The sequence below is a fragment of the Nocardioides sp. NPDC057772 genome, assembly GCF_042798075.1.
Taxonomy (GTDB): domain Bacteria; phylum Actinomycetota; class Actinomycetes; order Propionibacteriales; family Nocardioidaceae; genus Nocardioides.
In genome coordinates this window covers 1-22,514 of sequence record NZ_JBHVKN010000072.1, presented here as the reverse complement: position 1 = coordinate 22,514, position 22,514 = coordinate 1, and the positions used below count along the sequence as shown (strand labels likewise).

Genomic DNA, 22,514 nt, shown 5'->3' with positions numbered 1-22,514 from the left:
GACCTCGGTGTCGCGACTCTGGGCTATGACGAGACCAACGGCACCACCATCTCCGCTGCGGAGGCCCGCAAGATGGCGTGCAACGCCACCATCATCCCCTGGGTGCTGGGCGGCGACAGCGAAGTCCTCGACGCCGGCCGAGCCAGCAGGCTCTTCCAGCCGATCCAGCGCAAGGCACTCCGGCTACAGGCCAAGTGCTGCCAGGCCGAAGGCTGTGACATGCCGCCGGAATGGTGCGACGCCCACCACCTCGAACCCTGGGCCACCGGAGGAAAGACCAACCTCAAAGACGGCGCCCTGCTCTGCCCGCATCATCACAGGCTTGGCGCACAACCCGGCCTATACCCATGAGCGACTACCGGACGGCACCATCAGGTTCGCCCGCCGCCCCTGAGCGATGGAGGATCGGCGACGGGAGTGCTTGACGAGCGCGCGTCGCGGCAGCACGATCATCGAGGCACCCGAAGGAGGCCCCGATGACCAAGGTGACCACCAGCACCGTCGAGGCGCCCGGCGCCGTCCTGACCTACGACGTCCACGAACCCGAGACGTCGAGCGAGCACCGACCGCTGTTCGTCTTCGGCTCGCCGATGGCGGCCTCGGGCTTCGAACAGCTGATCAGCCACTTCACCGACCGCACGGTCATCACGTACGACCCGCGCGGCGCCGAGCGCAGCACGCTGACGCCCGATGGCACGGTCACCGGGGAGCTCCATGGTGAGGACATGCACCGCGTCGTCGAGGCCTCCGGCCTGGGGCCGGTCGACGCGTTCGGCTCCAGCGGCGGAGCAGCCTTCGCGCTGCACTGGATCGTCGGACACCCCGGTGACGTCCATACACTCGTGGCGCACGAGCCGCCGCTGTCCACCATCCTCGAGGACCGCGAGATGGCCCTGCGGGTCAGCGACGACATCGTCGCGACCTACCAGCGGGAGGGCTACGGCCCCGCGATGGCGAAGTTCATCCAGCTGGTCATGCATACGGGTCCGCTTCCAGACGACTATCTGGACAGGCCGGCTCCGGATCCTGCCGCCTTCGGCCTTCCCACCGAGGACGACGGCAGCCGCGACGACGCCCTGCTGAGCCGCAACCTGGCGATGCCTCCCTTCGAGCCCGACCTCGCCGCGTTGCGTGCCTCGTCGGTCCGGATCGTGCCCGCGACCGGGGCCGAGTGGGAAGGCACGCTGGCCCGCAGAGGCGGTGAGGCGCTGGCGACGGAGCTGGGCGTGGAGCCCGAGGTGTTCCCAGGAGACCATGGCGGGTTCGCAATGAGCCCGATGTCGCCCGACAACGATCCCGCGGCGTTCGCTGCGAAGCTTCGCGAGATCCTCGACGACGCCTGATCGGACACCTCGCGGATGGTCGCGGCATCATCCGATCGGCTATCCGATCGTGGCCCGTTGCCAGATGGCTGCGGGCCGCGATCAGGCGATCGTTGAGGCATGAAGAACTTCTCGATCTCCGCCAAGCCCGTCCGTCTCGTCGCCACCTCCGTGGCCGCCCTCGCCACCGCTGCTGTCCTTGCCGCTTGTGGCGCGACCGACGACGGTGCCACCTCCGGCTCCGAGCAGGCCGGTACGTCCCAGCAGGCCGCCGAGTCGGCCCAGACCGCCACCCCGTCCGAGGTGCTCGCCTCGACCGCGTGGGAGACCACCGGCGCGGTGGACCAGGACGGCAAGGACGTACCTCTCGAGGACGAGAACGTCTCGACCTTCGTCGGCTGGGCCTACTTCGACGCCGACGGCACCTTCACGATGTACAACCTCGATGACACCCCGAAGATGCAGGGCGACTGGACCGTCACCGAGGACGGCAAGACCCGCCACATCGTCGCGAAGGACGAGGCCGGCGAGGTGCTGTTCGAGCGCGACTCCGACATCGTCACCCTGACCGAGGACGAGTTCACCTACCGCGTCTTCCCCGACGAGAACGACACGTCCGTCTACTACGACATCGTCCACACGCCCACGGACCACGCCGAGCCCACCAACTGAAGCCCGGGGTCAGCGGCCGACCAGCCCGCTCTCGTAGGCCAGCACCACGAGCTGGACGCGGTCACGAGAACCGGTCTTGGCCAGCAGCCGACCGACGTGGGTCTTCACGGTCGCCTCGGCGACCACGAAGGTCTCGGCGATCTCGGTGTTGGACAGGCCGCGGCCGACCAGCGTGAGCACCTCGCGCTCACGCTCGGTCAGTCCCGCCAGCCGCTGCTCGGTGGCTGCGGGTACGGCGGCCGAGGGTGCGGCGGCGGCGAAGTGCTCCAGCAGGCGCCGAGTGGTGCTGGGCGCGACGACCGAGTCGCCGGCGTGCACGGTGCGGATCGCGGCGAGCAGATCCTCGGGGCGGGCGTCCTTGAGCAGGAACGCCGCGGCGCCCGCCCGGATCGCGGCGAAGGCGTACTCGTCGAGGTCGAACGTGGTCAGCACGATCACCCGCGGTGCGCCCTCGCGGCCGGCGATCAGACCGGTCGCCTCCACCCCGTCCATGCGCGGCATGCGTACGTCCATCAGGACCACGTCCGCCTCGGTGCCGTCCTGGGTGAGCGCGGCCACGGCCTCCTGGCCGTCGCCCGCCTCGCCGACGACGGCCAGGTCGGGCTGGGAGTCGATGAGCATCCGGAAGCCGGCGCGCACCAGCTCCTGGTCGTCGACGAGAAGGACGCGGATCGTGGAGCCAGTCATAGCGCCAGTCATATCAAGGGGAGTCTCGCGTAGACGCGGAAGCCGCCGCCGGGCGCCGGGCCGGTCTCGAGCGTTCCGTTGTGGGCGGTGATCCGCTCCTCCATCCCGACCAGGCCGAGACCGCCGGACTCGCGCGCATCGGCGGCGGCGCCCCGGCCGTCGTCGACGACCTCGATCTCGAGGCTGCCGCTCCCGGCCGTCACGGTGACCTTGGCCGCGGCGCCCGGACCGGCGTGCTTGCGTACGTTGCTGAGCGACTCCTGCACCACCCGGAAGGCGGTCAGCGCGATCCCCTCGGGCACGGCGAGGCCGGGCTCGGGGAGGGTCGCGGTCAGGTCCATCCCGCCGGCCCGGGTCTCCTCCACGAGCGTCGCGATGTCGCCGAGTCGCGGCTGCGGGCGGGTCAGGGCGTCGCCGTCGCGCAGCAGCCCGAGCAGCTGCCGCATCTCCGTCAGCGCCTCCCGTGCGGTCTGGGCGACGGTCTCCAGCGCCTTGGGAGCCAGGGTCGGATCCTGCTCGGCGGCATAGCGCGCACCGTCGGCCTGGACCACGATCACGCTCAGCCCGTGCGCGACGACGTCGTGCATCTCGCGGGCGATCCGGGCCCGCTCCTGGGTCGCCCCGAGCTCGGCGCGCTGCTCCGCCTCGCGGCGCAGCTGCTCGTTGCGCTGGATCAGCGAGTCGACGTACGCCGCTCTCGTGCGGGCCAGGGCGCCCAGCGCCCAGGCGGCGACCGGGAAGGTCGCGAGCGAGAGCGCGACCGGGACGTACGTGCTCCAGTTGATCCCGTCCTGCGGCTCGCCGGCAGAGCTGGAATCGACCGAGCTCATCCAGTCGTGGGTGCCGAGGACGGAGCCGAACAGGCCCACCGCGAGCGCCGCCAGGCCCCAGCGCGGGCGTGCGTAGCGCGCCACCGAGTAGACCGCGATCGGGTAGGAGACCTGTGAGACCAACGGGTAGTCGATGAGAAGCACCTGCAGGCCGCAGGCGCCAGCCACGACGGCGTAGACGATCACCGGGTGCCGGCGGCGCCACAGCAGGGGCACGAGCTGGACCACCACGAGCACCAGGTCGGCGACGTGGCTGGTGCTGTCGACGTCGCGCGCCGCGCCCCCATCGAGCATGACCTGGATCGCGTAGAACGGGATGATCAGGAACAGGCTGCCGGCGAGCAGGACGTCGAACCACCACCGCCCACGCGGGCCGAGCCGCCAGGGGCGTTCCAACTCCTCCACAGGCCCACCGTAGAGGAGCCGAGGCGGTCGCGACGTCAGCCCGGGGACGGATGTCACGGTCAGACCCCGGGCGGACTAGGATCCAGAGGCTGGCAATGGATCTGGCATCGGTTACTGGGTTGGATGACTGGGGTTGGAGGACTCGTGGAGGCAGTGCGCTACGTCGCGATCGGTGACTCGTTCACGGAAGGGGTCGGCGACGAGATGCCCGACGGTCACGTACGCGGCTGGGCCGACCTGGTCGCCCAGGGCTGGGCGGCCTCGGGGACCCGGGTGGAGTACGCCAACCTCGCCATCCGCGGGCGCCTGATCCGCCCGATCGTCGAGGAGCAGCTCCCCGCCGCGCTGGCCCTGAAGCCGACCCACCTCTCCTTCAACGGCGGCGGCAACGACATGCTTCGCCCGAAGGCCGACGCGAACGCGATCGCCGACCAGCTCCAGCCGGTGCTCGAGGCCTGCGACGCCAACGGGATCACCCTGATCCTGCTCTCCGGCGCCAACCCGTCGGCCCGGCTTCCCCTCGGCAAGGTCTTCCAGCGCCGCGGCGACGAGCTCTGCGACCTGGTCGAGCAGCGGGTCGCCCACCGCGACGACATCGTGCGCGCCTACAACTGGCCCGACACGACCCTCATGGACGGTCGCTTCTGGTCCGAGGACCGGCTCCACATGAACGCACGCGGCCACCACCGTGTCGCCGCCCGCGTCCTCGACTCGCTGGGTGTCGCGGTCCCCGAGGGCTGGTGGGACCTGGACTTCGAGGCCGCGGCCGGCAAGAAGGGCCTGGCCTACTACCGCGAGTTCGTCGGACCGTGGATCCACCGCCGCCTCACCGGCCGCTCCTCCGGCGACGGCCGCACCGCCAAGTTCCCCACCTGGACCCCGATCGCCGGCTGAGAGCCGAGGCGTCAGGTACGTCGGCCGAGCCCTCGGCGTGGACGAACGGTCAGGACCAGTGGCGGCGGATCACGGCGGTGACGTCGAAGGGGTCTGATCCTCGCTGGGCGGCCAGGAGGCCGGCGCCCTCGGGTGAGCCGGTGTAGAGCAGGCCGGAGCCGCCGACCCAGTGCTCCCAGGCGGCGCGGTACGCCTTCGCGTCAGCAGCGCGGCGGCCAAGGGCGGTGGGGACGGCGTGCCAGGTCTCGGCCTCCGCGGCATGGCGGCCAGAGACTCCAAGCCGCAGCCGCGCCAGCGGGTCCAGGTCGCCGACGACCGGGCGTGAGACCAGGTAGCGGGGCGCGGCGATCGGCGCGAGCGCCTCCTCGAACGAGGTCGCGAACAGCACCGAGTCGGCCTCGGGTACGCCGGCCAGGTGGAGGCGGTAGCTGCCGTCGGAGTCGACCGCGATCTCGAGCGCATCGGCTCCTGCCGACGTCTGGCCGGTCGTGTGCAGTGCGTCGGCGACCGCGGCGCCGACGGCTCCGACGCTCGGTCGTCGTCGCAGCTGGGAGGCGATCCGGGTGCCGTCGCGAAAGACGTACGCCGCCCAGAGCGCCCACAGACCGCCGGCCGCCCCTCCGAGAGCCGCCGCGGCGCCACCGCCTCCGGCGATGACCGCCGCGACCAGCAAGGCACTCAGCAGTGCCGCGAGCGCGAGGACGGCCTTCGCCGGCAGCCGCCACTCCGGCACGCGGCCCTCCAGCAGCCGGAACCCCGGCGGCCGGGGTGCGAGCACGACCCCTGCCGGCGCGCGCAGCGCACCGGCCCGGCGGAGGCGGACCCGGACGGTGCGGCCGGCGACGTCGGCGTACGGCTCCCCGATCCGCCATCGCTCCCGGATCGCCGCGCGGCCCTCCGAGCGGGCGACCATGCGGGCGTTGATGGTGTCGAAGTCGGACTCCGACGGGGCAGCGTACGGGGAGAAGGACTCGTCGATGTGGCCGACGCCGTCGACGACGGAGCCGTCCTCGTCGGCGCCGAAGAAGCCGGTGTGCTTGCGGACCAGCCGCTTCCAGTCGTTGTCGCCGCGCGGATGCTCCTCCTCGACGCAGACCACGGTCCAGTTGACGGCGACCTTGTCGGGCCGCTCCGGATCCGTACGCAGCGACCGCCCGCGCAGCTGCACGACCGCCGTCGTGGTCGTGGCCGCGGTGAGGTCGACGATCCCGGTCACCGATCGGGCGTCCCAACCCTCCCCGAGCAGGCCGCGGGTTCCGACGAGCACCCGGCAGCCGCCGGCCTCGAAGAACTGGGTCACGTGCGCGACCCACTGCCTGCTCGTCCAGCGCCCCACCAGCGTGGCGTACGCCTCCTCCTTCTCGACCGCCAGGCTCTCGGCCAGCGCGTGGTCGGTCTCGGCGATGTGCGAGACCAGCGCGGCGAGGGTCGCCGGCGGCCCGGCGACGGTGGCGCCGGTGACCAGCAGGACGTCGTCGTGGGACGCGCACAGGGTCGCGAGCACCGCCCGCGCGGAGCCGGACTGCTCGGCGATCACCCCACGCAGGTCCACCGGCAGCGTGGCCGAGGCCCGCTCATGGTCCGTCACGACCAGCAGCCGCAGCGAGGCACCGTGCGCGAGGCGTTCGTGGTCGACGATGGCGGCGGTCGCGGTCGTCTTGGCCGCCGAGCGCGCCAGCACCCGGTCGACCGGCGAGCGCCCGGCCCGGATGCCGCGCCGGGTCAGCGAGTAGCCGACCGCGGGCAGCGCCTGCTTGATCGCGGCCAGTGCCTCCTGGTCGGTTGCGTCCTCGGACGTGAGCAGATGTCCGCGCACCCAGTCGCCGATCAGCGCCACCCAGTCCTCGGCCGACGGGTCGCGGCGGTGGACCTCGGTGAGAGTCGCTCCCTCAGGCAGGCCGAGCAGCCCGCGGTGGTGGGCTCGCAGCGCCGCGGTGGCGAGATCCGGCGACGCCTTGGCGAGCTCGGCCCACGAGGGCGCACCCGCCGACCGCGCCACGAACCTCCGATCCAGCCAGGTCAGGAACGGCACACTGCCCAGGTCGGCTGAGGTCAGTGCGGTGAGCAGCTCCTCGAACCGCTCCGCGCTCCCCCGCAGCCACTCGCGCTCACCCGGCGTCGGCGTGGTCAACCAGACCAGGTCGGCGAACGGCGCCAGGTCTCCCTCGCGTACGACCGCCGGGATCGAGGTGGAGAAGACGATCTCTCCGAACAGCGTCCCGACCAGCGCGGACTCTTCCTTGGTGAGCGCCTCGGGCGGGGTGGCGGTCAGCCCCAACACCCGCGCATCCGGCAGCAGCTGCAGGATCTCGCCCAGCAGCTCGCCCCAGACCTCGAGCAGGTGGTGGCACTCGTCGAGCACGAGCAGCAGCGGCCCGGCGCCACGTAGCGCAGAGACCAGGGCCCGGCCGTTGTCGTGCAGCCTGGCCAGGTGGCTCTCCCCGGTCTCCGCCTCGTCGTCGGGGTCGCCGAAGACCGCGACCGACTGGTAGGTCAGTGACGTCAGCGGCGCGTCGATCTCCCGCGACGACGACGCCGACAGACCCAGCACGGCCGCCTGCCTCAGCCACTGCCCCTGAATCGCCGTGTTGGGGCTGAGCACCACGACCTTCGCCCCGTCCGCGATCGCCTCGCGTGCCGTCTCCAGCCCGACCAGCGTCTTCCCGGCCCCCGGTGGCAGCACCACCCACGCCCGCGACCGACCCGCCTCCCAGGCGGCGCTCAACGCCGACAGCGCACGCTGCTGGTGAACACGGAGCTTCACCCCGCGAAGCCTAGCCAGCGCCGAGGCGTCACCCGCGTCGGCCGACGGACGTCTCGGCAGGCTTGCTAGGCCGCGGTGGCGAAGGCCGCCTCCGACTCCGGGTTGCGGGCGACCGAGCGCCGGGCGAGGGCGAAGGTGACCGCGCCGAGGACCGAGGTGACCACCATGGTGATCGCCAGGGGCACCGCGGTGTGCTCACCGGCGACCGCACCGAGCGGCGAGGCGAGGCCGCCACCGAGGAACATGATCCCGCCCATCAGCGCCGAGCCGGCACCGACCGAGGGACGGGCCTGCTCGATGGCCAGGGCGCCGGTGTTGCCCATGATCAGGCCGACGGACGTGGTGACGACCACGATCGGCAGCAGGATGAGTACCTTCGGCACCGGCAACAGCGCGACGACCAGCACCGACAATGCCGCCAGGGCCATCACCGGCTGCGCCGAGCGGATGATCCGGGCCGGGTGCACCTGCCGCTTGGCCAGCCGCGCCGAGACCAGCCCGGCGACGGTCAGGAAGGCGGCGTTCACGGCGAACCCGATGCCGTAGACCGCGGCCGACGTCCCGATCACCGACTGGTAGAGGAACGAGGAGGAGGAGACGTACGTCATCAGGGTCGCGAACGTGAGCGACTGGGTCAGCGTGTAGCCGAGGAAGGCGGGCTTGGCGAGGAGGCGGCCGAGGTCGGCGTACTCGATCCGGCTGCTCCGCCGCTCGACCGGCAGGCTCTCCCGGATCACCAGGAGCACCACGACCACCTGGAGGACGGCGATGGCGGCGACGATCCCGAGCACCCCGCGCCACGGCACGAACCCGGCGATGGCGCCACCGATCACCGGCGCCAGGATCGGCGCGATCCCGCTGATCGACATCATGATCGACATCGCCCGGGCGGCGGCGAAGCCGTGGAGCACGTCGGCCACGATCGCCCGCGCCATCACGATGCCCGCCGCGGCGGCGAGCGCCTGGACGAAGCGGGCCGCGATCAGCAGCTCGACGGTCGGTGCCAGCGCGGCCAGCACGCCCGCGACCGCGGCCACGACCGATCCGATCAGCAGCGGCCTGAGCCGTCCGAACCGGTCCGAGATCGGGCCCCAGCCGATCTGCCCGAGCGCGAGCCCGATCAGGAAGGCGGTGAGGGTCAGCTGGACGTTGCTCGCGGCGGCGCCGAGGTCGGAGCCGATCTGCGGGAAGGAGGGTAGGTAGAAGTCGATCGCAAGCGGCGCGGATGCCGAGAGCAGGGCGAGTGCGAGCAAGAGCCGCGGCGGGACTGACGTCACCGAGTGGACCTCCGGAAGAGTGTGGTTGAAAGACAGTTGAAGAAGACAACCAACCGAACGTCGCAGCCCCGCCGCGCATTCCTCACCAGAGCGTGATCGACCTCTCGAAGATCCCGGTCAGGTCCTCCGCCGACGGCTGCTTCGGCGCGGTGGCGAGCAGCCGCTGCTGCTTGAGCGCGCCCTCGACCAGGTCAGGGATGTCGCCGGCGACGTAGCCGACCTCACCGATCCCCGCCGGGATCCCGATGTCGCGCATCAGGTCGGAGAGCACCCGGGGCAGCAGGTCGCGCGGCTCCTCCTGAGACTCGTCGAAGCCGGGAGCCAGCAGACGGGCCGCACGGAGGTGGCGCTCAGGAGCGGCGTCGAAGGTGTAGCGGAACGCCTCCGGAGCGGTCAGCGAGACCGCCATCCCGTGCGGCACCAGCGGCTCGTCCCCGGGGTAGTCGGTCGGGTGGAAGTCCCGTACGCGCCCGGCGATCGGATAGGCGCAGGCGTGCGGGATGTGCACCCCGGCGTTGCCGAAGCCGAGCCCCGCAAAGGTCGCCGCGAACGCCATGTCACCGCGGGCGAGGGTGTCGTCGCCGTGCGCGACAGCCTGACGGAACGAGCCGGCCAGCAGCGACAGCCCCTTCTCCGACCACATGTCGGAGATCGGGTTGGCACCGCAGTAGGGCACCCGCTGGGCGGGCTCCTTGCGCTCGTAGGAGGTGTAGGGGCGAGCCGTGTAGCTCTCCAGCGCGTGACACAGGATGTCCATCCCGGAAGCGGCCGTCACCCCGGCCGGCTGGGTCATCATCAGGTCTGGGTCGACGACGGCCAGCGTGGGCCGCAGACGTGCGTGCGAGATCCCGGTCTTCACCTTCAGCGACAGCACGTCGAGGACGCACACCGTCGTCGACTCCGCACCGGTCCCGGTGGTCGTCGGAACCGCGACGAGGGGCAGCAGCGGCTTGGCCGGCGCGAGTCCGCGACCCACCGGTGCGTTGAGATAGTCCATCAGGTCGCCGTCGTTGGTGGTCAGCAGGTTGACCGCCTTCGCGGTGTCGATGCTCGACCCACCCCCGACCGCCACGATCGCGTCGAACGGCCCGTTCTCGCGGGCAAAGTCCACCGCGGCCCGCATGCTCTCGTCGGTCGGCTCCACATGGACGCCGTCGAAGACGACCGCCTCGACGTCGTACGTCTTCATCTGCTCGGCCACCCGCTGCGGCAGCCCGGTCGCCGAGATGCCGGGGTCTGTCACCACCAGGGCGCGGCGGGCGCCCAGGGACGCCAGGTCGTAGCCGATCTCGGCCGATGCGCCGGTGCCGAACTTGAGCTGTGGGGAGCCATAGGTGAACACGGTCTCGGGTGTGGCGTGCGTCATGAGCGCACGATATCCACCGGCCCTCACTCGCATCACTGTGCGGAGTGCACAAACGTCTCGAGAGACCGATCGTATTACGTCATGTATTTCACTAATCTTTATTGATAACATTCGCCGTCGACACGCGGAGACCACGTACCGCTCGACGAGCTGAGCTCCTGACCGACGTACGTCCGGCAGGTCAGGCGACGGTGAAGCTGACCTTCCGGGCGACGACGTCGGCGGCCTCCAGCCGGACCTGGACCTCTTCGCCCAACGGCAGCGCCGACTGGCTGGTGACCCCCGCCTCGATGGCGGGTTCCTCGACCGTGATGGCGCCCTTCCGCTTGTCCTCGTCGTCGACCTCGACGATCACAGCGTCGAACGTCTCGCCGACCCGCTTGGACAGCAGCCCGGCCTCGACGAGGTCGACCACGCCGCGCTCGTAGGCGCCGCTGGTCCTCGACGAGGCCCGCATCGTGTCGGGGAGCGTGGCGAACGCACTGGTCACCCATTCGGGGACGGGCTGGTCGGCGCAGAGCGCCAGGCAGACCTCCCCGGCGTAGCGGTCGATCAGGCGGCGCAGCGGAGCGGTCACGTGCATGTATTCGTTGGCGAGCGCCGAGTGCTGGGTCAGCTCGGGGAGCTCGCCGTTGAACGAGGCGTACCCGCTCCCGCGCAGCAGCCGGGTGCAGGCGATCGCCATCGCCGCGTGCTTGCCGTTCTTGCCGTCCAGCGAGCGGATGAAATCGGGGTAGAGCATCTCCGCGGGCCACTCCAGCCCGAGCGCGCGAGCGGTGCGGTGCAGCCGCTGGACGTCTCGGGGGTCGGGCTCAGGGAGCGTACGCAGCAGCCCGACGCGGGCGTAGACCATCAGGTCCGCCGCCGCGAAGCCGGTGAGCAGCGAGATCTGGGCGTTCCAGTTCTCGACGGGCAGCAGGTCGCGATACTCCAGCGACCACTGGTCGCCCACCACTGAGATCTCCTGGTCGCGCAGCGGCAGGTTCACCCCGCCGCGGGCGGCCTCGAGGGCGATCCGCTTCTCACCGATCTCCTTCAGCAGCTCGAGCGACGTCGAGTAGTCGTGATCGCCGAACCCCTCGCCGTCGAACATCTTCTGCACACCGTCGTAGGAGAGCTTCGCCCGCGACCGCACCAGGGCGCGCTCGACGAAGGTGTCGATCCCCTCGCCGGTGGCGTCGAGTGTGTGGGTCCACAGCAGCGCGGGACGCACCTGGTCGGGGAGCAACGAGGCGGCGTCCTCGGAGAGCACCCTGGGGTGGAGCGGGATCTTCGCATCGGCGGCGTAGAGCGACTCACCGCGCTTGTTGGCCTCGATGTCGACCGGGTCGCCCGGCGTGACGAAGGCGGCAACGTCGGCGATCGCGTAGTGCACCACATAGCCGTCACCGTCACGCTCCAGGTGGAGCGCCTGGTCGAGGTCCATCGACGTCTCGGGGTCGATGGTCACGAACGGGAGGTCGGTGCGGTCCAGCTCCGGAAGCCTCGGGTCGGCGGCGGCAGCGGCCGCCGCCTCCTCCACCTCCGGCGGGAACTCGGCGCTCACCCCCAGCTCGGCCTGGAGCGCGGCGATCCCGTCGTGGAGCGTGGTGGCGGCGACGCCGTTGTCGGCACTGGCCACCCGGATGATGCGTGCGGAGCCCATGGCCCGAACTGTAGTGGCTACGGGCTGTGCGACGCCGTGTTCGTCGTGCGCGGCGGCGCCGCATTCGGCCCATCACCGTCTCTGACGGCACCATAGTCTCCGTGCTGATCCTGCTGCCGCCCTCGGAGGGCAAGACCGCGGCCGTACGCGGCAACCCGCTCGTGCTCGACGACCTCCACCTGCCGGTGCTGAACCCGGCCCGTGCCAAGGTCATCGACGCTTTGGTCGAGCTGTGCACCACGCGCCCGGACGAGGCCGTCGACATCCTCGGCATCCCGAAGACCCAGCCCGAGCTCGTCACCCTGAACGCCGGGCTGACCGAGGCGCCGACCGCGCGTGCCGACCGGATCTACACCGGCGTCCTCTACGACGCCCTTTCCCCCGCGACGCTGTCACCGGCCGCGAAGCGCCGCGCGACCAGCCGGGTCATGGTCACCAGCTCCGTGTTCGGCCTCGTCGGCCTGGCCGACCGCATCCCCGCGTACCGGCTCTCGGGCGACACCACCCTCCCCGGCATCGGCGGCATCCAGGCCCACTGGCGCGCCCACCTCGGCGCCGGCATGACCGAGGCACTCGGCGACGGCCTCCTGGTGGACCTCCGGTCCGGGACGTACGCCGCCTTCTGGCGCCCCGACGAGGTGACTGCCCGCACCGCCACCGTCCGTGTCCTCCACGAGCACAACGGCCAGCGCAAGGTCGTCAGCCACTTCAACAAGGCCACCAAGGGCCGCCTCGTCCGCGCCCTCCTCGAGTCCGGCGCCAACCCCCGCACCCCCGCCAAGCTCGCCGAAGCCTTCCGCGACCTCGGCTGGACCGTGGAGGAAGGCGCGCCCACGAAGAAGGGCACCCAGCTCGACGTCGTCGTCACCGAGATCTGACTCCCCACCGTCGGTCGAGCCGCGAGCGCCAGCGAGCGTGTCGAGACCAACACAGTCGCTCGCCGCGAAACTGTCGGTGGTCACGCCCAGAATCGGGATATGCCTTACATGTACATACTCCGTTGCCGCGATCACATGCTCTACGTCGGGAGCACCTACGACCTGGAGCGACGAATCGCCGAGCACAACGCCGGCCTGGGTGCCGAGTTCACCGTCCGACGTCTGCCGGTGACCCTGGCGTACGCCGAAGAGCATCAGACGATCTTCGGCGCCTATGAACGTGAGAAACAGGTCCAGGGATGGAGCCGGGCCAAACGTGAGGCCCTGATTGCAGGCGATCTCGGCCGGCTCCACGACCTTGCCCGCCGTCGTGGCAAACGGTCGCCATAGGGACTGTGTTGGTCTCGACACGCCTCCGCCTAGCGGCTCCGGCGGCTCGACCAGCGGGGGCCACCGTCGGACGAGCCGACTCGGCGTCAGAAGGTGCCGGTGGCGAAGGGGTCGCGGGCGACCGGGAGGCCGTTGAAGAGGCGCATGGAGGCGCGGCCGTCACCGTAGAAGGCGACCACCGTGACCGAGGCGGGCGAGAGCTCCATGTTGAAGACACCGCCGATCGGGGTGCCGAGCGCGTGGGCGACGATCAGCTTGATCGGCGAGACGTGCGAGGTGACCACGACGGTCTTGCCCGCGTGCTCCTCGAGCACCCGCGAGAGCCCGTCGAGCACTCGGACCTGGGCGGCGTCGAACGACTCGCCGCCCGGCGGCGCGACCTCGGTCGCCCCCATCCAGGCCTTCATCTCGTCGGGGTACTGCTGGGCGACCTCGGCGAAGGTCAGCCCCTCCCACTTGCCGAACTCGATCTCCGCGAACCCTGGCTCCTCGACCAGCCGGGCACCGAGCGTGCCGGCGAGGATCTCACCGGTCTCGGCGGCCCGCAGGACCGGCGAGGTGACCACGGCGTCGACCGCGGGAGTCAGCGGCTTGAGCCACTCCGCGGTGAGCAGCACCTGCTCGCGGCCCTCCTGGGTCAGCGGCGGGTTGTCGCCGCCGAGCCCGCCGGAGAACGCCTTCGAGGCGGTGTGCCTGGTGACCCCGTGACGCACCAGGACGAGCGTGGTCGCCTCAGCGCCGGCTCCCCAGCCGCGGGCGGGTTTCTCGCTCACAGACCCGACTCGGCGGTGCGGACCAGGATGCGGGAGCACTCCTCGCAGCGGACGACCTCGTCGGCGGCGAGCCCGCGGATGCGGGAGATCTCGGCAGGGTCGAGCTGGAGGTTGCAGCCTCCGCAGCGGCGGGCGCGCAGCTCGGCCGCACCGACGCCGAGCTTGGCGCTCAGCCGGTCGTAGAGGGCGAGCAGGTCCTCGGGGATGCCCTCGAGCGCCGGCGTCCGCTCCGCGGCGACCGCGGCGAGCTCGGCGTCGATCTTCGAGGTCTCGACGTCGACGGAGTCGACCGCGACCGCCAGCTTCTCGGTGACCTCGGCGAGCTCGGCCTCGAGCCGGGTCACGGTCGCCTGGGCCTCCTCGAGCTGCTCCATGACCGCGAGCTCCTCGTCCTCGAGCACCGAGATCCGGCGGTCGAGGGTGGCGAGCTCGTGCTGCATGCGCTCGAGATCCTTGGCACTGCTGATCGCCCCGGAGTCCATCCGCTCCTGGTCGCGCCGGCGGCGGGTCTTGACCGCCTCGACGTCGGCGTCGGCCTTCTTCTGCACCCGCTCGAGGTCGTCGCGGGTGACCCGGGCGTCGCGTACGGCATCGTCGGTGGTCTTCTTCGATGCCTGCAGCTCCGCCACGACGGCGGCCTGCGGCAGATGCGCACGGCGGTGGCGCAGCTGGAGCGCACGCGAGTCCAGCTCACAGACGTCGAGCAGCTTCACCTGGGCGAACGGGTCGGCTTTCAGCGGATTCTCCTCAGCTATTCACAATCGCAAAGTCCACGGGTCGGTGACGATCTCCGAGACCCGGGTCTCCACCGTATCCCCGAATGCCTCCCGAAGTCGCCTCGCCAGCACCGGCAACCAGGTCCACTCGGCCGCCCAGTGCGGGATGTCGATCAGCGCACCGCCCTTCTCACAGAACTCCGAGGCCGGGTGGTGGCGCAGATCGCTGGTGACATAGACGTCGTACGCAGCCACCTGGTCGAGCAGGAAGTCACCCGCGCCGCCGCACAGCGCCACCGAGGAGACCGGCCGATCGAGGTCGCCGGCGACCCGGATCCCCGCCGCGGTGGCGGGCAGCGCCGCGGCCACGGACTCGGCGAAGGCGCCCAGCGTGGTCGGCTCCACCGTCCCGGCGCGGCCGGTGCCGATCTCAGGGGTCACCCCCGGGATCAGCGGCCGCAGCGAGGTCAGCCCGAGCGCGAGCGCCAACGACTCCGAGACACCGCCGATGGCCTGGTCGGCGTTGGTGTGGGCGGTGAGCAGCGCACACCGCGCGGAGACCAGCGTCGAGAGCGTACGTCCCTTCGGGGTCGTCGCCGCGAAACCGTGCACACCTTTGAGGAAGAGCGGATGATGGACCACGACCAGGTCCGCACCCCATGCGGCCGCCTCCTCCGCGACCGGGAAGGTCGGGTCGACGGCGAGGAGCACCTTCGAGACCGGCTGCGAGGGCTCGCCCCAGACCAGCCCGACGGCATCCCAGTCGTCGGCGGTGGCGGGCGGATACCAGTCGTCCAGCAGCGAGGTGACGGCAGACAGTGTCGGCGGGGTCGGCGAGGTCGGCATGGTGTAACCCTAGATCCCGCCACCGGAGCCACGGCCAGCACCAACCCCCGGCACGGAATCCAGTTCGTAACCGTTCTTTTACAACCGATTCCGTACTTTTCGCCGGATCTTGTGGTGGAATGCAGCGCTAAGTGAACAATCGACTGGAGCAGCGATGACCACGACAGCTACCCCGGACCCATCCTCCGGCTCGGTGACCATCAGCGGCCTGACCAAGACCTACGGCCAGGCCACGGCGGTCGACGGCCTGGACCTGGAGATCCGGGCAGGCGAGTTCATCTCGCTGCTCGGCCCCTCTGGCTGCGGGAAGACCACCACACTGCGGATGATCGCGGGCTTCGAGAAGCCCGACTCCGGCAGCATCGTGATCGGCGGCCGGGACGTCGTCCGGCTCGCGCCCTACCAACGCGACGTGAACACGGTCTTCCAGGCGTACGCGCTATTCCCGCACAAGTCGGTCGCAGAGAACGTCGCCTACGGCCTGCAGCAGCGCAAGACCCCGAAGGCGGAGATCCGGGAGCGCGTCGTCGAGGCACTGCGGATGGTGCGGATGCTCGACTTCGCCGACCGCTCACCGACCCAGCTCTCCGGTGGCCAGCAGCAGCGCGTCGCGCTCGCCCGGGCGCTGGTCAACCGCCCCAGCGTCCTGCTCCTCGACGAGCCGCTCGGCGCCCTGGACCGTCAGCTGCGCGAGGAGATGCAGGTCGAGCTGAAGCTGCTCCAGTCGCGCCTCGGGATCACCTTCGTCTTCGTCACCCACGACCAGGGCGAGGCGCTCGCGATGAGCGACCGGATCGCGATCATGCGGTCCGGGCGGATCGAGCAGCTCGCCGACGCCGACACCGTCTACAACCAGCCCGCCAGCGCGTACGTCGCCGGCTTCGTCGGTCAGCAGAACTTCCTGCACGGCGAGGTCAGTGCCGACGGTACCACCGTCGAGACCCCCTTCGTCGTCGTCGAAGGCCCCGCGAAGCCGGACGGCAAGCCCGGCGAGCCCCACCAGGCCGCGATCCGCCCCGAGCTGATCTCGATCGAGCCCGGGACCCGGACCGAGGGTCTCAACTCCGTGGCCGGCGAGGTCCTCCAGGTCTCCCCGCTGGGCGAGGTGATCCAGTACCTCGTCAAGGTCACCGACGAGACCAGCCTGCTGATCCGCCGCCCCACCCACGGCGCCATCCGGCTCTCCCCCGGCGACCCGGTCCTCTGCGGCTGGGCCGCCGAGGACGTACGCCTCTTCCCCCTCGATGCCCCGTCCGACCCGACCACCGCTAGGAGCCCGCAGTGAGCAAGCCTGTAGACAAGAACGGCAACGTACGCATCCTGGCCAGCCATGCGGGCGCGCGAGCGATCCGCCGGGAGCTCTCGCGGCGCCACTTCCTCAGCCTGGCGGCGCTCGCCGGAGCCTCCGCCGCGATCAGCGCCTGTGGCTCGGGCGGCGGCGCGTCCAGCGCGGTCGAGCCGGGCGCGGGTGCGACCGGCGGCCCGGTGGAGAAGTCGCTCTCGATCTACACCTGGGGCGACTACGACTCCCCCGAGGTGATCGACGCCTTCGGCAAGACCGGCCCGAAGGTGACCCTGGACTCCTACGGCTCCAACGAGGAGCTGATCTCCAAGCTGGTCGCGGCCAAGGGCACCAGCGGCTACGACATCGTGGTGCCGACCGGCGTCTACATCCCGCAGCTGATCGAGAACGAGATCATCGTGCCGTTCAACAAGGACCTGATCCCCAACATGTCCAAGGTCGACCCGCAGTTCCTCGGCCAGGACTGGGACCCGGAGAACGAGTACTCGGTGTGCAAGTGCTGGGGCACCACCGGGTTCGTCTACGACACCACCGTGATCAAGCGCGACCTGGTCACCTGGAACGACTTCATCGACGCGATGCAGAACGAGGCCTCGGGCAGGACCTCCCTGCTCGACGACCCGCAGGGTGTCTCCGGCCTCTACTTCTGGGCCAACGGCATCGACTGGAACACCGAGGACATGGCCGACTACGACGCCTACGAGGCCGAGGCCGTCGAGAAGTGGGCGCCGCACATCGCCGGCTTCGACTCCTACCCCGCCACCGGCGCGATGCAGCAGAACACCTTCGCGCTGATGCAGAACTGGAACGGCGACTCCCGTCTCGGCATCCTCGAGCACAAGCAGCCCGACCGCTGGAAGTGGGTCCTCCCCGGCCCGACGACCGAGCTGTGGATGGACAACTGGTGCATCCCGACCGGCGCACCCCACCCCGAGGCTGCCCACGCGTTCATCGACTACGTGCTGGAGCCGGAGAACTCGTTCCTGGAGATGGACTACATCGGCTACAACACCGGCATCCAGGGCATCGAGGAGATGGCCAAGGAACGCAAGGTCGAGCTGCCCGAGATGATCTTCTTCACCGACGAGCAGCTCGCCACCATGAAGAACGGCGCGGTCAACGAGGCCCAGGACCGGCGTACGGAGGTCTACGACAAGCTGAAGGCCGCCGCCAGTGCCTAGGAGCGCGTCCAGCCGGCTTCCCGGGTTCGTCCTCGCCGTCCCGGCGTGGCTGTGGCTGACGGTCTTCTTCGTCGTGCCGTTCCTGCAGATCGCGTGGTTCAGCCTCGGCGAGAAGCCCGGGATGTTCGGCACCCACAGCAACGCGGTGATGTCGCTGGACCGCTACGCCGAGGCGTTCAGCCCGACCTTCTTCACGATCTTCCGGGCGACGCTGTGGATGAGCGTGGTCGGGACGATCGCGTGCGTGCTGATCGCGCTGCCGGCGGCGTACTTCATGGCCCTGAAGGTCCCCGCACACCGGCGCGGGCTGCTGGTCGCGCTGGTGATGGTGCCCTACTGGACCTCGTTCCTGATCCGCACCATCGGCTGGAAGGTGATCCTGTCCTCCGAGGGCGCCCTCGCCGGGTTCCTGACCGACGTCGGGCTGGTCTCGGACCCGCACGCGCTGCTCAACACCCGTGGCGCGGTGCTGCTGGGCCTGATCTACAACTATCTGCCGCTGATGATCCTGCCGATGTACGTCGCCTTCGACCGCGTCGACACCGCGCTCGGGGAGGCGTCCAAGGACCTCGGCGCCGGCCGGGTGCGGACGTTCTTCCAGGTCACGCTGCCGTTGGCACGTCCCGGCATCATCGCCGGCGTCATCCTGGTCTTCATCCCGATGATGGGCGACTACGTCACCCCGGCCGTCCTCGGCGGCGCCAAGGGCACGATGGTCGGCTCGCTGATCGCCAGCCAGTTCCTGACCGCGCAGAACTGGGCGCTGGGCTCGGCGATGGCGGTCGTCCTCATCCTGCTCACCATGCTCGTGGTCGTGCTCGCCATCGCCCTGATGTGGGGCGTGGGCTGGCTCGTCGGGCGACGGAGCAGGCTGGTCATCGGCACGAAGACCCTCGGAAGGAAGGAGGTGGCGACCGCATGAGCAGGCCGTCCGGAACCAATATCGCGCTCGGCGTGTGGACCACGCTGGTCTTCGTCTTCCTGTTCGCCCCGATCATCGTGATCGGCATCTACTCCTTCAACGGCGGCCGTCTGCTCACCGCCTGGGACGGCTTCAGCCTGGAGCCGTTCACGGCGATCATCGAGCGGCGGACCGTACGCCACACCGTCGCCGTCTCCCTGCAGACCGCCGTGATCGCCGCCCTCCTGGCGAGCGCGCTCGGCACCTTGGCCGGGATGGCGATGGCCCGGTTCCCGGGCCGCTGGACGGGCCCGTTCACGCTGTTGCTGCTGCTGGTCTCGGTGACCCCCGAGATCGTCGACGGCATCGCGCTGCTCCCCTGGTTCGTGACGCTCGGCCAGGACTGGTCGCTGCTGCCGTTCAACAACGGCTACGTACGCCTCGTGATCGGGCACTCGCTCTTCGCGACCGCGGTGGTCACCTACATCGTCCGCGCCCGCCTCGTCGGGCTGGACGCGTCGCTGGAGGAGGCGTCGGCGGACCTCTACGCGCGGCCGGTGGCGACGTTCTTCAAGGTCACGCTGCCTCTGGTCGGCCCGGCGGTCCTGGCCGGCGGGCTGCTCGCCTTCACGCTGAGCCTCGACAACACGGTGATCTCCTCGTTCATCAACGTCTCCGGCACGACCTCGTGGCCGGTCTACGTGCTCTCCTCGGTCCGCTCCGGTCTCAAGCCCGAGATCGCCGCGGTCTCCACCATCCTGCTGGTCTTCACGCTCCTGGTCCTCGGCCTGGTGGCGCGGGTGCTCAAGCGCTCGGGGTCCTCGGTCACCGACACGATGGCCGTGGCTTGATGGGGGGACGGGCTCTCCCCGCGGAGCTGCTGCTGCGCGGGGGCCGGGTGCTGCGCGAGGGCCGCTGGGAGGACGCGGCCCTGGCCGTACGGGGCGGGCGGATCGCTGCCGTCGGCGCGTCGCTCGACTCGCTCGTCGGCCCCCAGACCGTCGTCGAGGAGCTCGACGGCCGCTGGGTGCTGCCCGCCTTCCACGACTCGCACGTGCACCCCGTCCAGGCTGGGCTCGAGATGAACCAGTGCGACCTGACCGGTCTGTCCACGCTCGAGGAGTATCTGGACGCCATCGGCGCCTACGCCGCCGCGAACCCGGGGCGCGCCTGGATCACCGGCGGCGGCTGGTCGATGGACTCCTTCCCAGGAGGCGTGCCCAGCGCGTCGCCTCTCGATCGGCTGCTCCCCGACCGGCCGGTCTTCCTGCCCAACCGCGACCACCACTCCGCCTGGGTGAACAGCCGCGCGCTCGAGCTCGCCGGGATCGACGCCGACACGCCCGACCCGGCCGATGGGCGGATCGAGCGCGACGCCTCCGGCCGGCCCACGGGCGCGCTGCACGAGGGTGCGATGGCACTGGTCAGCTCGTTGATCCCCGCCCCGACCTCCCACGACCTGATGGAGGCGCTGCTGACCGCGCAGCGCCATCTGCACTCCGTCGGCATCGTGGGCTGGCAGGACGCGCTCGTCGGCGACGGTCTCGGCATGCCCGACTCGCTGCCGACCTACATCGCCGCCCGAGACTCCGGCGCGCTCACCGCTAAGGTCGTCCTCGCCCAGTGGTGGGACCGCGACCGTGGCCTGGAGCAGCTGCCCTCGCTCATCGAGCGGCGCTCTCTTGCCGCGCAGGCGGGGTTGGACGCGGGCAGTGTGAAGCTGATGCAGGACGGCGTCTGCGAGACCCACACCGCCGCGATGCTCTCTCCTTATCTGGACACCCACGGCCAAGTCACCGACAACCGCGGACTCTCCTTCATCCCGGCCGACTCCCTGGCCGAGTACGTTGCTGCGCTGGACGCCCACGGCTTCCAGGCCCACATCCACGCCCTCGGGGACCGAGCGGTCCGCGACAGCCTGGACGCGATCGCGCACGCACGGGCGGCCAACGGACCCAGCGGGCTGCGCCACCATCTGGCCCACGTCCAGGTCGTCGACGCGGCCGACGTCGCGCGCTTCGCCGAGCTCGAGGTCACCGCCAACATCCAGCCGCTGTGGGCCTGCCTCGACGAGGCGGTGGAGGTGCTGACCCTGCCGTTCCTGGCACCGGCCGCGCGCGAACAGCAGTACGTCTTCGGGTCGCTGCTGCGTACGGGTGCCCGGATCGCGTGCGGGAGCGACTGGCCCGTCTCCGACCCGGCGCCGCTGCTCGGCATGCACGTCGCGGTCAACCGCCGCTCCCCCGACCAGCCCGCCGACGCCGCCCCGTTGCTGCCCGAGGAGGCGCTGTCGGTCACCGAGGCCCTCGCCGGCTACACCACCGGCACCGCCTACCTGAACCGCCTGGAGGGATCCACCGGCCGGATCGAGACCGGGTACGCCGCCGACCTCGTCGTGGTCGACCACGACATCTTCGACGAGGACACCACCGTCCTCGGCAGGACCCAGGTGACCCGCACGTACGCCGACGGTCGCGAGGTGCATCGACTCTAAGTCGGCGCACAGGTCACGCAGATGCTCTGGACGGACTGGGTCGCGAGAGTGAGGTCATCGCAGCAGACCCGACGACCCAGGAGTGGACCATGAGCCGCGTACCCGAACCCGAGAACACCCCTGAAGGCCCCGCCTTTGAAGGTCGTCTGCTTGCCCGCCCGGAGGAAGAGGTGGTCGACCAGGGTGCCGGCTTCGACATCTCGACGCTGCTGACCCGTCGCCGGGTCCTCGGACTCTTCGGAGTCGGCCTCGGGGCTGCCGCCATGGCCGCTTGTGGGGCGGGCTCGTCGGGCTCATCGGGCTCGTCGGGCGGCTCCGCTTCCAACGCGTCCACGACCGCTGACGGCGAGATCCCGCAGGAGACCAACGGCCCCTACCCGGCCGACGGCACCAACGGCACCAACGTGCTGACCGAGTCCGGGATCGTACGCAGCGACATCACCACCAGCCTCGACGGACGCACCACCGTCGACGGGGTGCCGCTCGAGTTCACCTTCACGGTGACGGACATGGTCAACGACAACGCGGCCTTCGAGGGCGTCGCGGTCTATCTGTGGCAGTGCGACGCGCTCGGCCGCTACTCGATGTACTCCGAGGGCGTCGAGGACGAGACGTACCTCCGCGGTGTCCAGGTCGCCGACGCCAAGGGTCAGGTGACCTTCAAGACCATCGTCCCGGGCTGTTACGACGGCCGCTGGACGCACATGCACTTCGAGGTCTACCCCGACGCCGACTCGGCCACGACCGGCGAGAACGCGATCGCGACCTCGCAGGTCGCCTTTCCGGAGAAGATGCTGACCACGGTCTACCAGGACGACGCCTACGAGGGCTCGGCCGAGAACCTGACCAAGGTCAGCCTCAGCACCGACAACGTCTTCAGCGACGGCTACGACCTCGAGATGGGCACCTTCACCGGCAGCGTCGCCGCAGGGTTCAAGGGATCGCTGACCGTCGCCGTCGACACCACCACCGAGGCCACCATGGGCGCCGCACCCCCGACTCGGCGCTGATGTCCCGCCAATACCCGCCGAGCCGGCGCAAATGTCCCGACAGAACCCGCCGAGTCGGCGCGACTGTCCCGACAGAACCCGCCGAGTCGGCGCGACTGTCCCGACAGAACCCGTCGAGCCGGCGCGACTGTCCCAAGCTCGCGGGACAGATGCGCCGACT

General features: G+C 70.6%; 21 protein-coding genes. 12 read left to right on the top strand and 9 right to left on the bottom strand.

Annotation, left to right across the window (positions count from 1 at the left end):
- The 3 genes from ACFVJS_RS14055 to ACFVJS_RS14045 form a co-directional block, all read left to right on the top strand.
- Positions 1–351, top strand: a 351-nt coding sequence (locus ACFVJS_RS14055; protein ID WP_378881022.1) for an HNH endonuclease signature motif containing protein, incomplete at its 5' end; no start/stop codon positions are given.
- Between the two features lie 125 nt (positions 352–476).
- A complete protein-coding gene (locus ACFVJS_RS14050) occupies positions 477–1,343 on the top strand; it encodes an alpha/beta fold hydrolase (RefSeq protein WP_378881019.1) in 867 nt (288 codons plus the stop codon).
- Between the two features lie 99 nt (positions 1,344–1,442).
- Entirely contained in the window at positions 1,443–1,994 is a 552-nt protein-coding gene (locus tag ACFVJS_RS14045; RefSeq protein ID WP_378881016.1) for a DUF4822 domain-containing protein, read from the top strand.
- 9 nt (positions 1,995–2,003) lie between these two features.
- Here ACFVJS_RS14045 and ACFVJS_RS14040 read toward each other — a convergent pair whose 3' ends face one another.
- Positions 2,004–2,681 carry a response regulator gene (locus ACFVJS_RS14040; protein WP_378881013.1) on the bottom strand — a complete coding sequence of 226 codons (678 nt, stop codon included), beginning with the start codon at positions 2,679–2,681 and terminating at the stop codon, positions 2,004–2,006.
- 8 nt (positions 2,682–2,689) lie between these two features.
- On the bottom strand, positions 2,690–3,916 hold the full coding sequence (locus ACFVJS_RS14035) for a sensor histidine kinase (protein ID WP_378881011.1): 1,227 nt from the start codon (positions 3,914–3,916) through the stop codon (positions 2,690–2,692).
- Positions 3,917–4,060: 144 nt separating this feature from the next.
- Between ACFVJS_RS14035 and ACFVJS_RS14030 the strand changes: the two genes are divergently transcribed.
- A complete protein-coding gene (locus tag ACFVJS_RS14030) occupies positions 4,061–4,810 on the top strand; it encodes an SGNH/GDSL hydrolase family protein (RefSeq protein WP_378881008.1) in 750 nt (249 codons plus the stop codon).
- Between the two features lie 49 nt (positions 4,811–4,859).
- On the opposite strand, the gene ACFVJS_RS14025 is transcribed toward ACFVJS_RS14030, so the two are convergent.
- From ACFVJS_RS14025 to ACFVJS_RS14010, 4 genes are all read right to left on the bottom strand, one after another.
- On the bottom strand, positions 4,860–7,574 hold the full coding sequence (locus tag ACFVJS_RS14025) for a DEAD/DEAH box helicase (RefSeq protein ID WP_378881006.1): 2,715 nt from the start codon (positions 7,572–7,574) through the stop codon (positions 4,860–4,862).
- A gap of 65 nt (positions 7,575–7,639) precedes the next feature.
- Positions 7,640–8,851 (bottom strand): multidrug effflux MFS transporter, encoded by a 1,212-nt coding sequence (locus tag ACFVJS_RS14020; RefSeq protein ID WP_378881003.1) that lies wholly within the window; start codon positions 8,849–8,851, stop codon positions 7,640–7,642.
- An 82-nt stretch (positions 8,852–8,933) separates the two neighbouring features.
- Complete coding sequence (locus ACFVJS_RS14015; protein WP_378881000.1) at positions 8,934–10,217, bottom strand: hydroxyacid-oxoacid transhydrogenase; 1,284 nt, start codon at positions 10,215–10,217, stop codon at positions 8,934–8,936.
- Positions 10,218–10,398: 181 nt separating this feature from the next.
- Entirely contained in the window at positions 10,399–11,862 is a 1,464-nt protein-coding gene (locus ACFVJS_RS14010; RefSeq protein WP_378880997.1) for an RNB domain-containing ribonuclease, read from the bottom strand.
- A 101-nt stretch (positions 11,863–11,963) separates the two neighbouring features.
- On the opposite strand from ACFVJS_RS14010, the gene yaaA reads away from it, so the two are divergent.
- Both yaaA and ACFVJS_RS14000 read left to right on the top strand, forming a co-directional pair.
- A complete protein-coding gene (gene yaaA, locus ACFVJS_RS14005; protein ID WP_378880996.1) occupies positions 11,964–12,740 on the top strand; it encodes a peroxide stress protein YaaA in 777 nt (258 codons plus the stop codon).
- Positions 12,741–12,839: 99 nt separating this feature from the next.
- A complete protein-coding gene (locus ACFVJS_RS14000) occupies positions 12,840–13,130 on the top strand; it encodes a GIY-YIG nuclease family protein (RefSeq protein ID WP_378880994.1) in 291 nt (96 codons plus the stop codon).
- An 86-nt stretch (positions 13,131–13,216) separates the two neighbouring features.
- Here ACFVJS_RS14000 and ACFVJS_RS13995 read toward each other — a convergent pair whose 3' ends face one another.
- Genes ACFVJS_RS13995 through ACFVJS_RS13985 form a run of 3 tightly spaced genes read right to left on the bottom strand, consistent with a single transcriptional unit; the run spans position 13,217 to position 15,465 of the window.
- A complete protein-coding gene (locus ACFVJS_RS13995) occupies positions 13,217–13,903 on the bottom strand; it encodes a histidine phosphatase family protein (protein ID WP_378880991.1) in 687 nt (228 codons plus the stop codon).
- Positions 13,900–14,616, bottom strand: coding sequence for a zinc ribbon domain-containing protein (locus ACFVJS_RS13990; protein ID WP_378880988.1), 717 nt, complete (start codon positions 14,614–14,616; stop codon positions 13,900–13,902). Before ACFVJS_RS13990 ends, ACFVJS_RS13995 begins: the two co-directional genes overlap by 4 nt.
- A 42-nt stretch (positions 14,617–14,658) precedes the next feature.
- Entirely contained in the window at positions 14,659–15,465 is an 807-nt protein-coding gene (locus ACFVJS_RS13985; protein WP_378880983.1) for a Nif3-like dinuclear metal center hexameric protein, read from the bottom strand.
- 154 nt (positions 15,466–15,619) lie between these two features.
- Between ACFVJS_RS13985 and ACFVJS_RS13980 the strand changes: the two genes are divergently transcribed.
- The 6 genes from ACFVJS_RS13980 to ACFVJS_RS13955 all read left to right on the top strand — a co-directional run bounded on the left by ACFVJS_RS13980 (position 15,620) and on the right by ACFVJS_RS13955 (position 22,354).
- Positions 15,620–16,750 carry an ABC transporter ATP-binding protein gene (locus ACFVJS_RS13980; protein ID WP_378880980.1) on the top strand — a complete coding sequence of 377 codons (1,131 nt, stop codon included), beginning with the start codon at positions 15,620–15,622 and terminating at the stop codon, positions 16,748–16,750.
- Complete coding sequence (locus tag ACFVJS_RS13975) at positions 16,747–17,949, top strand: spermidine/putrescine ABC transporter substrate-binding protein (protein ID WP_378880977.1); 1,203 nt, start codon at positions 16,747–16,749, stop codon at positions 17,947–17,949. Before ACFVJS_RS13980 ends, ACFVJS_RS13975 begins: the two co-directional genes overlap by 4 nt.
- Positions 17,942–18,871 carry an ABC transporter permease gene (locus ACFVJS_RS13970; protein ID WP_378880974.1) on the top strand — a complete coding sequence of 310 codons (930 nt, stop codon included), beginning with the start codon at positions 17,942–17,944 and terminating at the stop codon, positions 18,869–18,871. The genes ACFVJS_RS13975 and ACFVJS_RS13970 overlap by 8 nt, the downstream gene beginning before the upstream one ends.
- The gene (locus ACFVJS_RS13965; protein WP_378880971.1) at positions 18,868–19,701 is read left to right on the top strand and encodes an ABC transporter permease; all 834 of its coding nucleotides are present in this window, start codon (positions 18,868–18,870) and stop codon (positions 19,699–19,701) included. Before ACFVJS_RS13970 ends, ACFVJS_RS13965 begins: the two co-directional genes overlap by 4 nt.
- Positions 19,701–21,344, top strand: coding sequence for an amidohydrolase (locus tag ACFVJS_RS13960; RefSeq protein ID WP_378880968.1), 1,644 nt, complete (start codon positions 19,701–19,703; stop codon positions 21,342–21,344). Before ACFVJS_RS13965 ends, ACFVJS_RS13960 begins: the two co-directional genes overlap by 1 nt.
- 89 nt (positions 21,345–21,433) lie before the next feature.
- A complete protein-coding gene (locus ACFVJS_RS13955; protein ID WP_378880965.1) occupies positions 21,434–22,354 on the top strand; it encodes an intradiol ring-cleavage dioxygenase in 921 nt (306 codons plus the stop codon).
- Positions 22,355–22,514 lie beyond the last annotated feature (160 nt).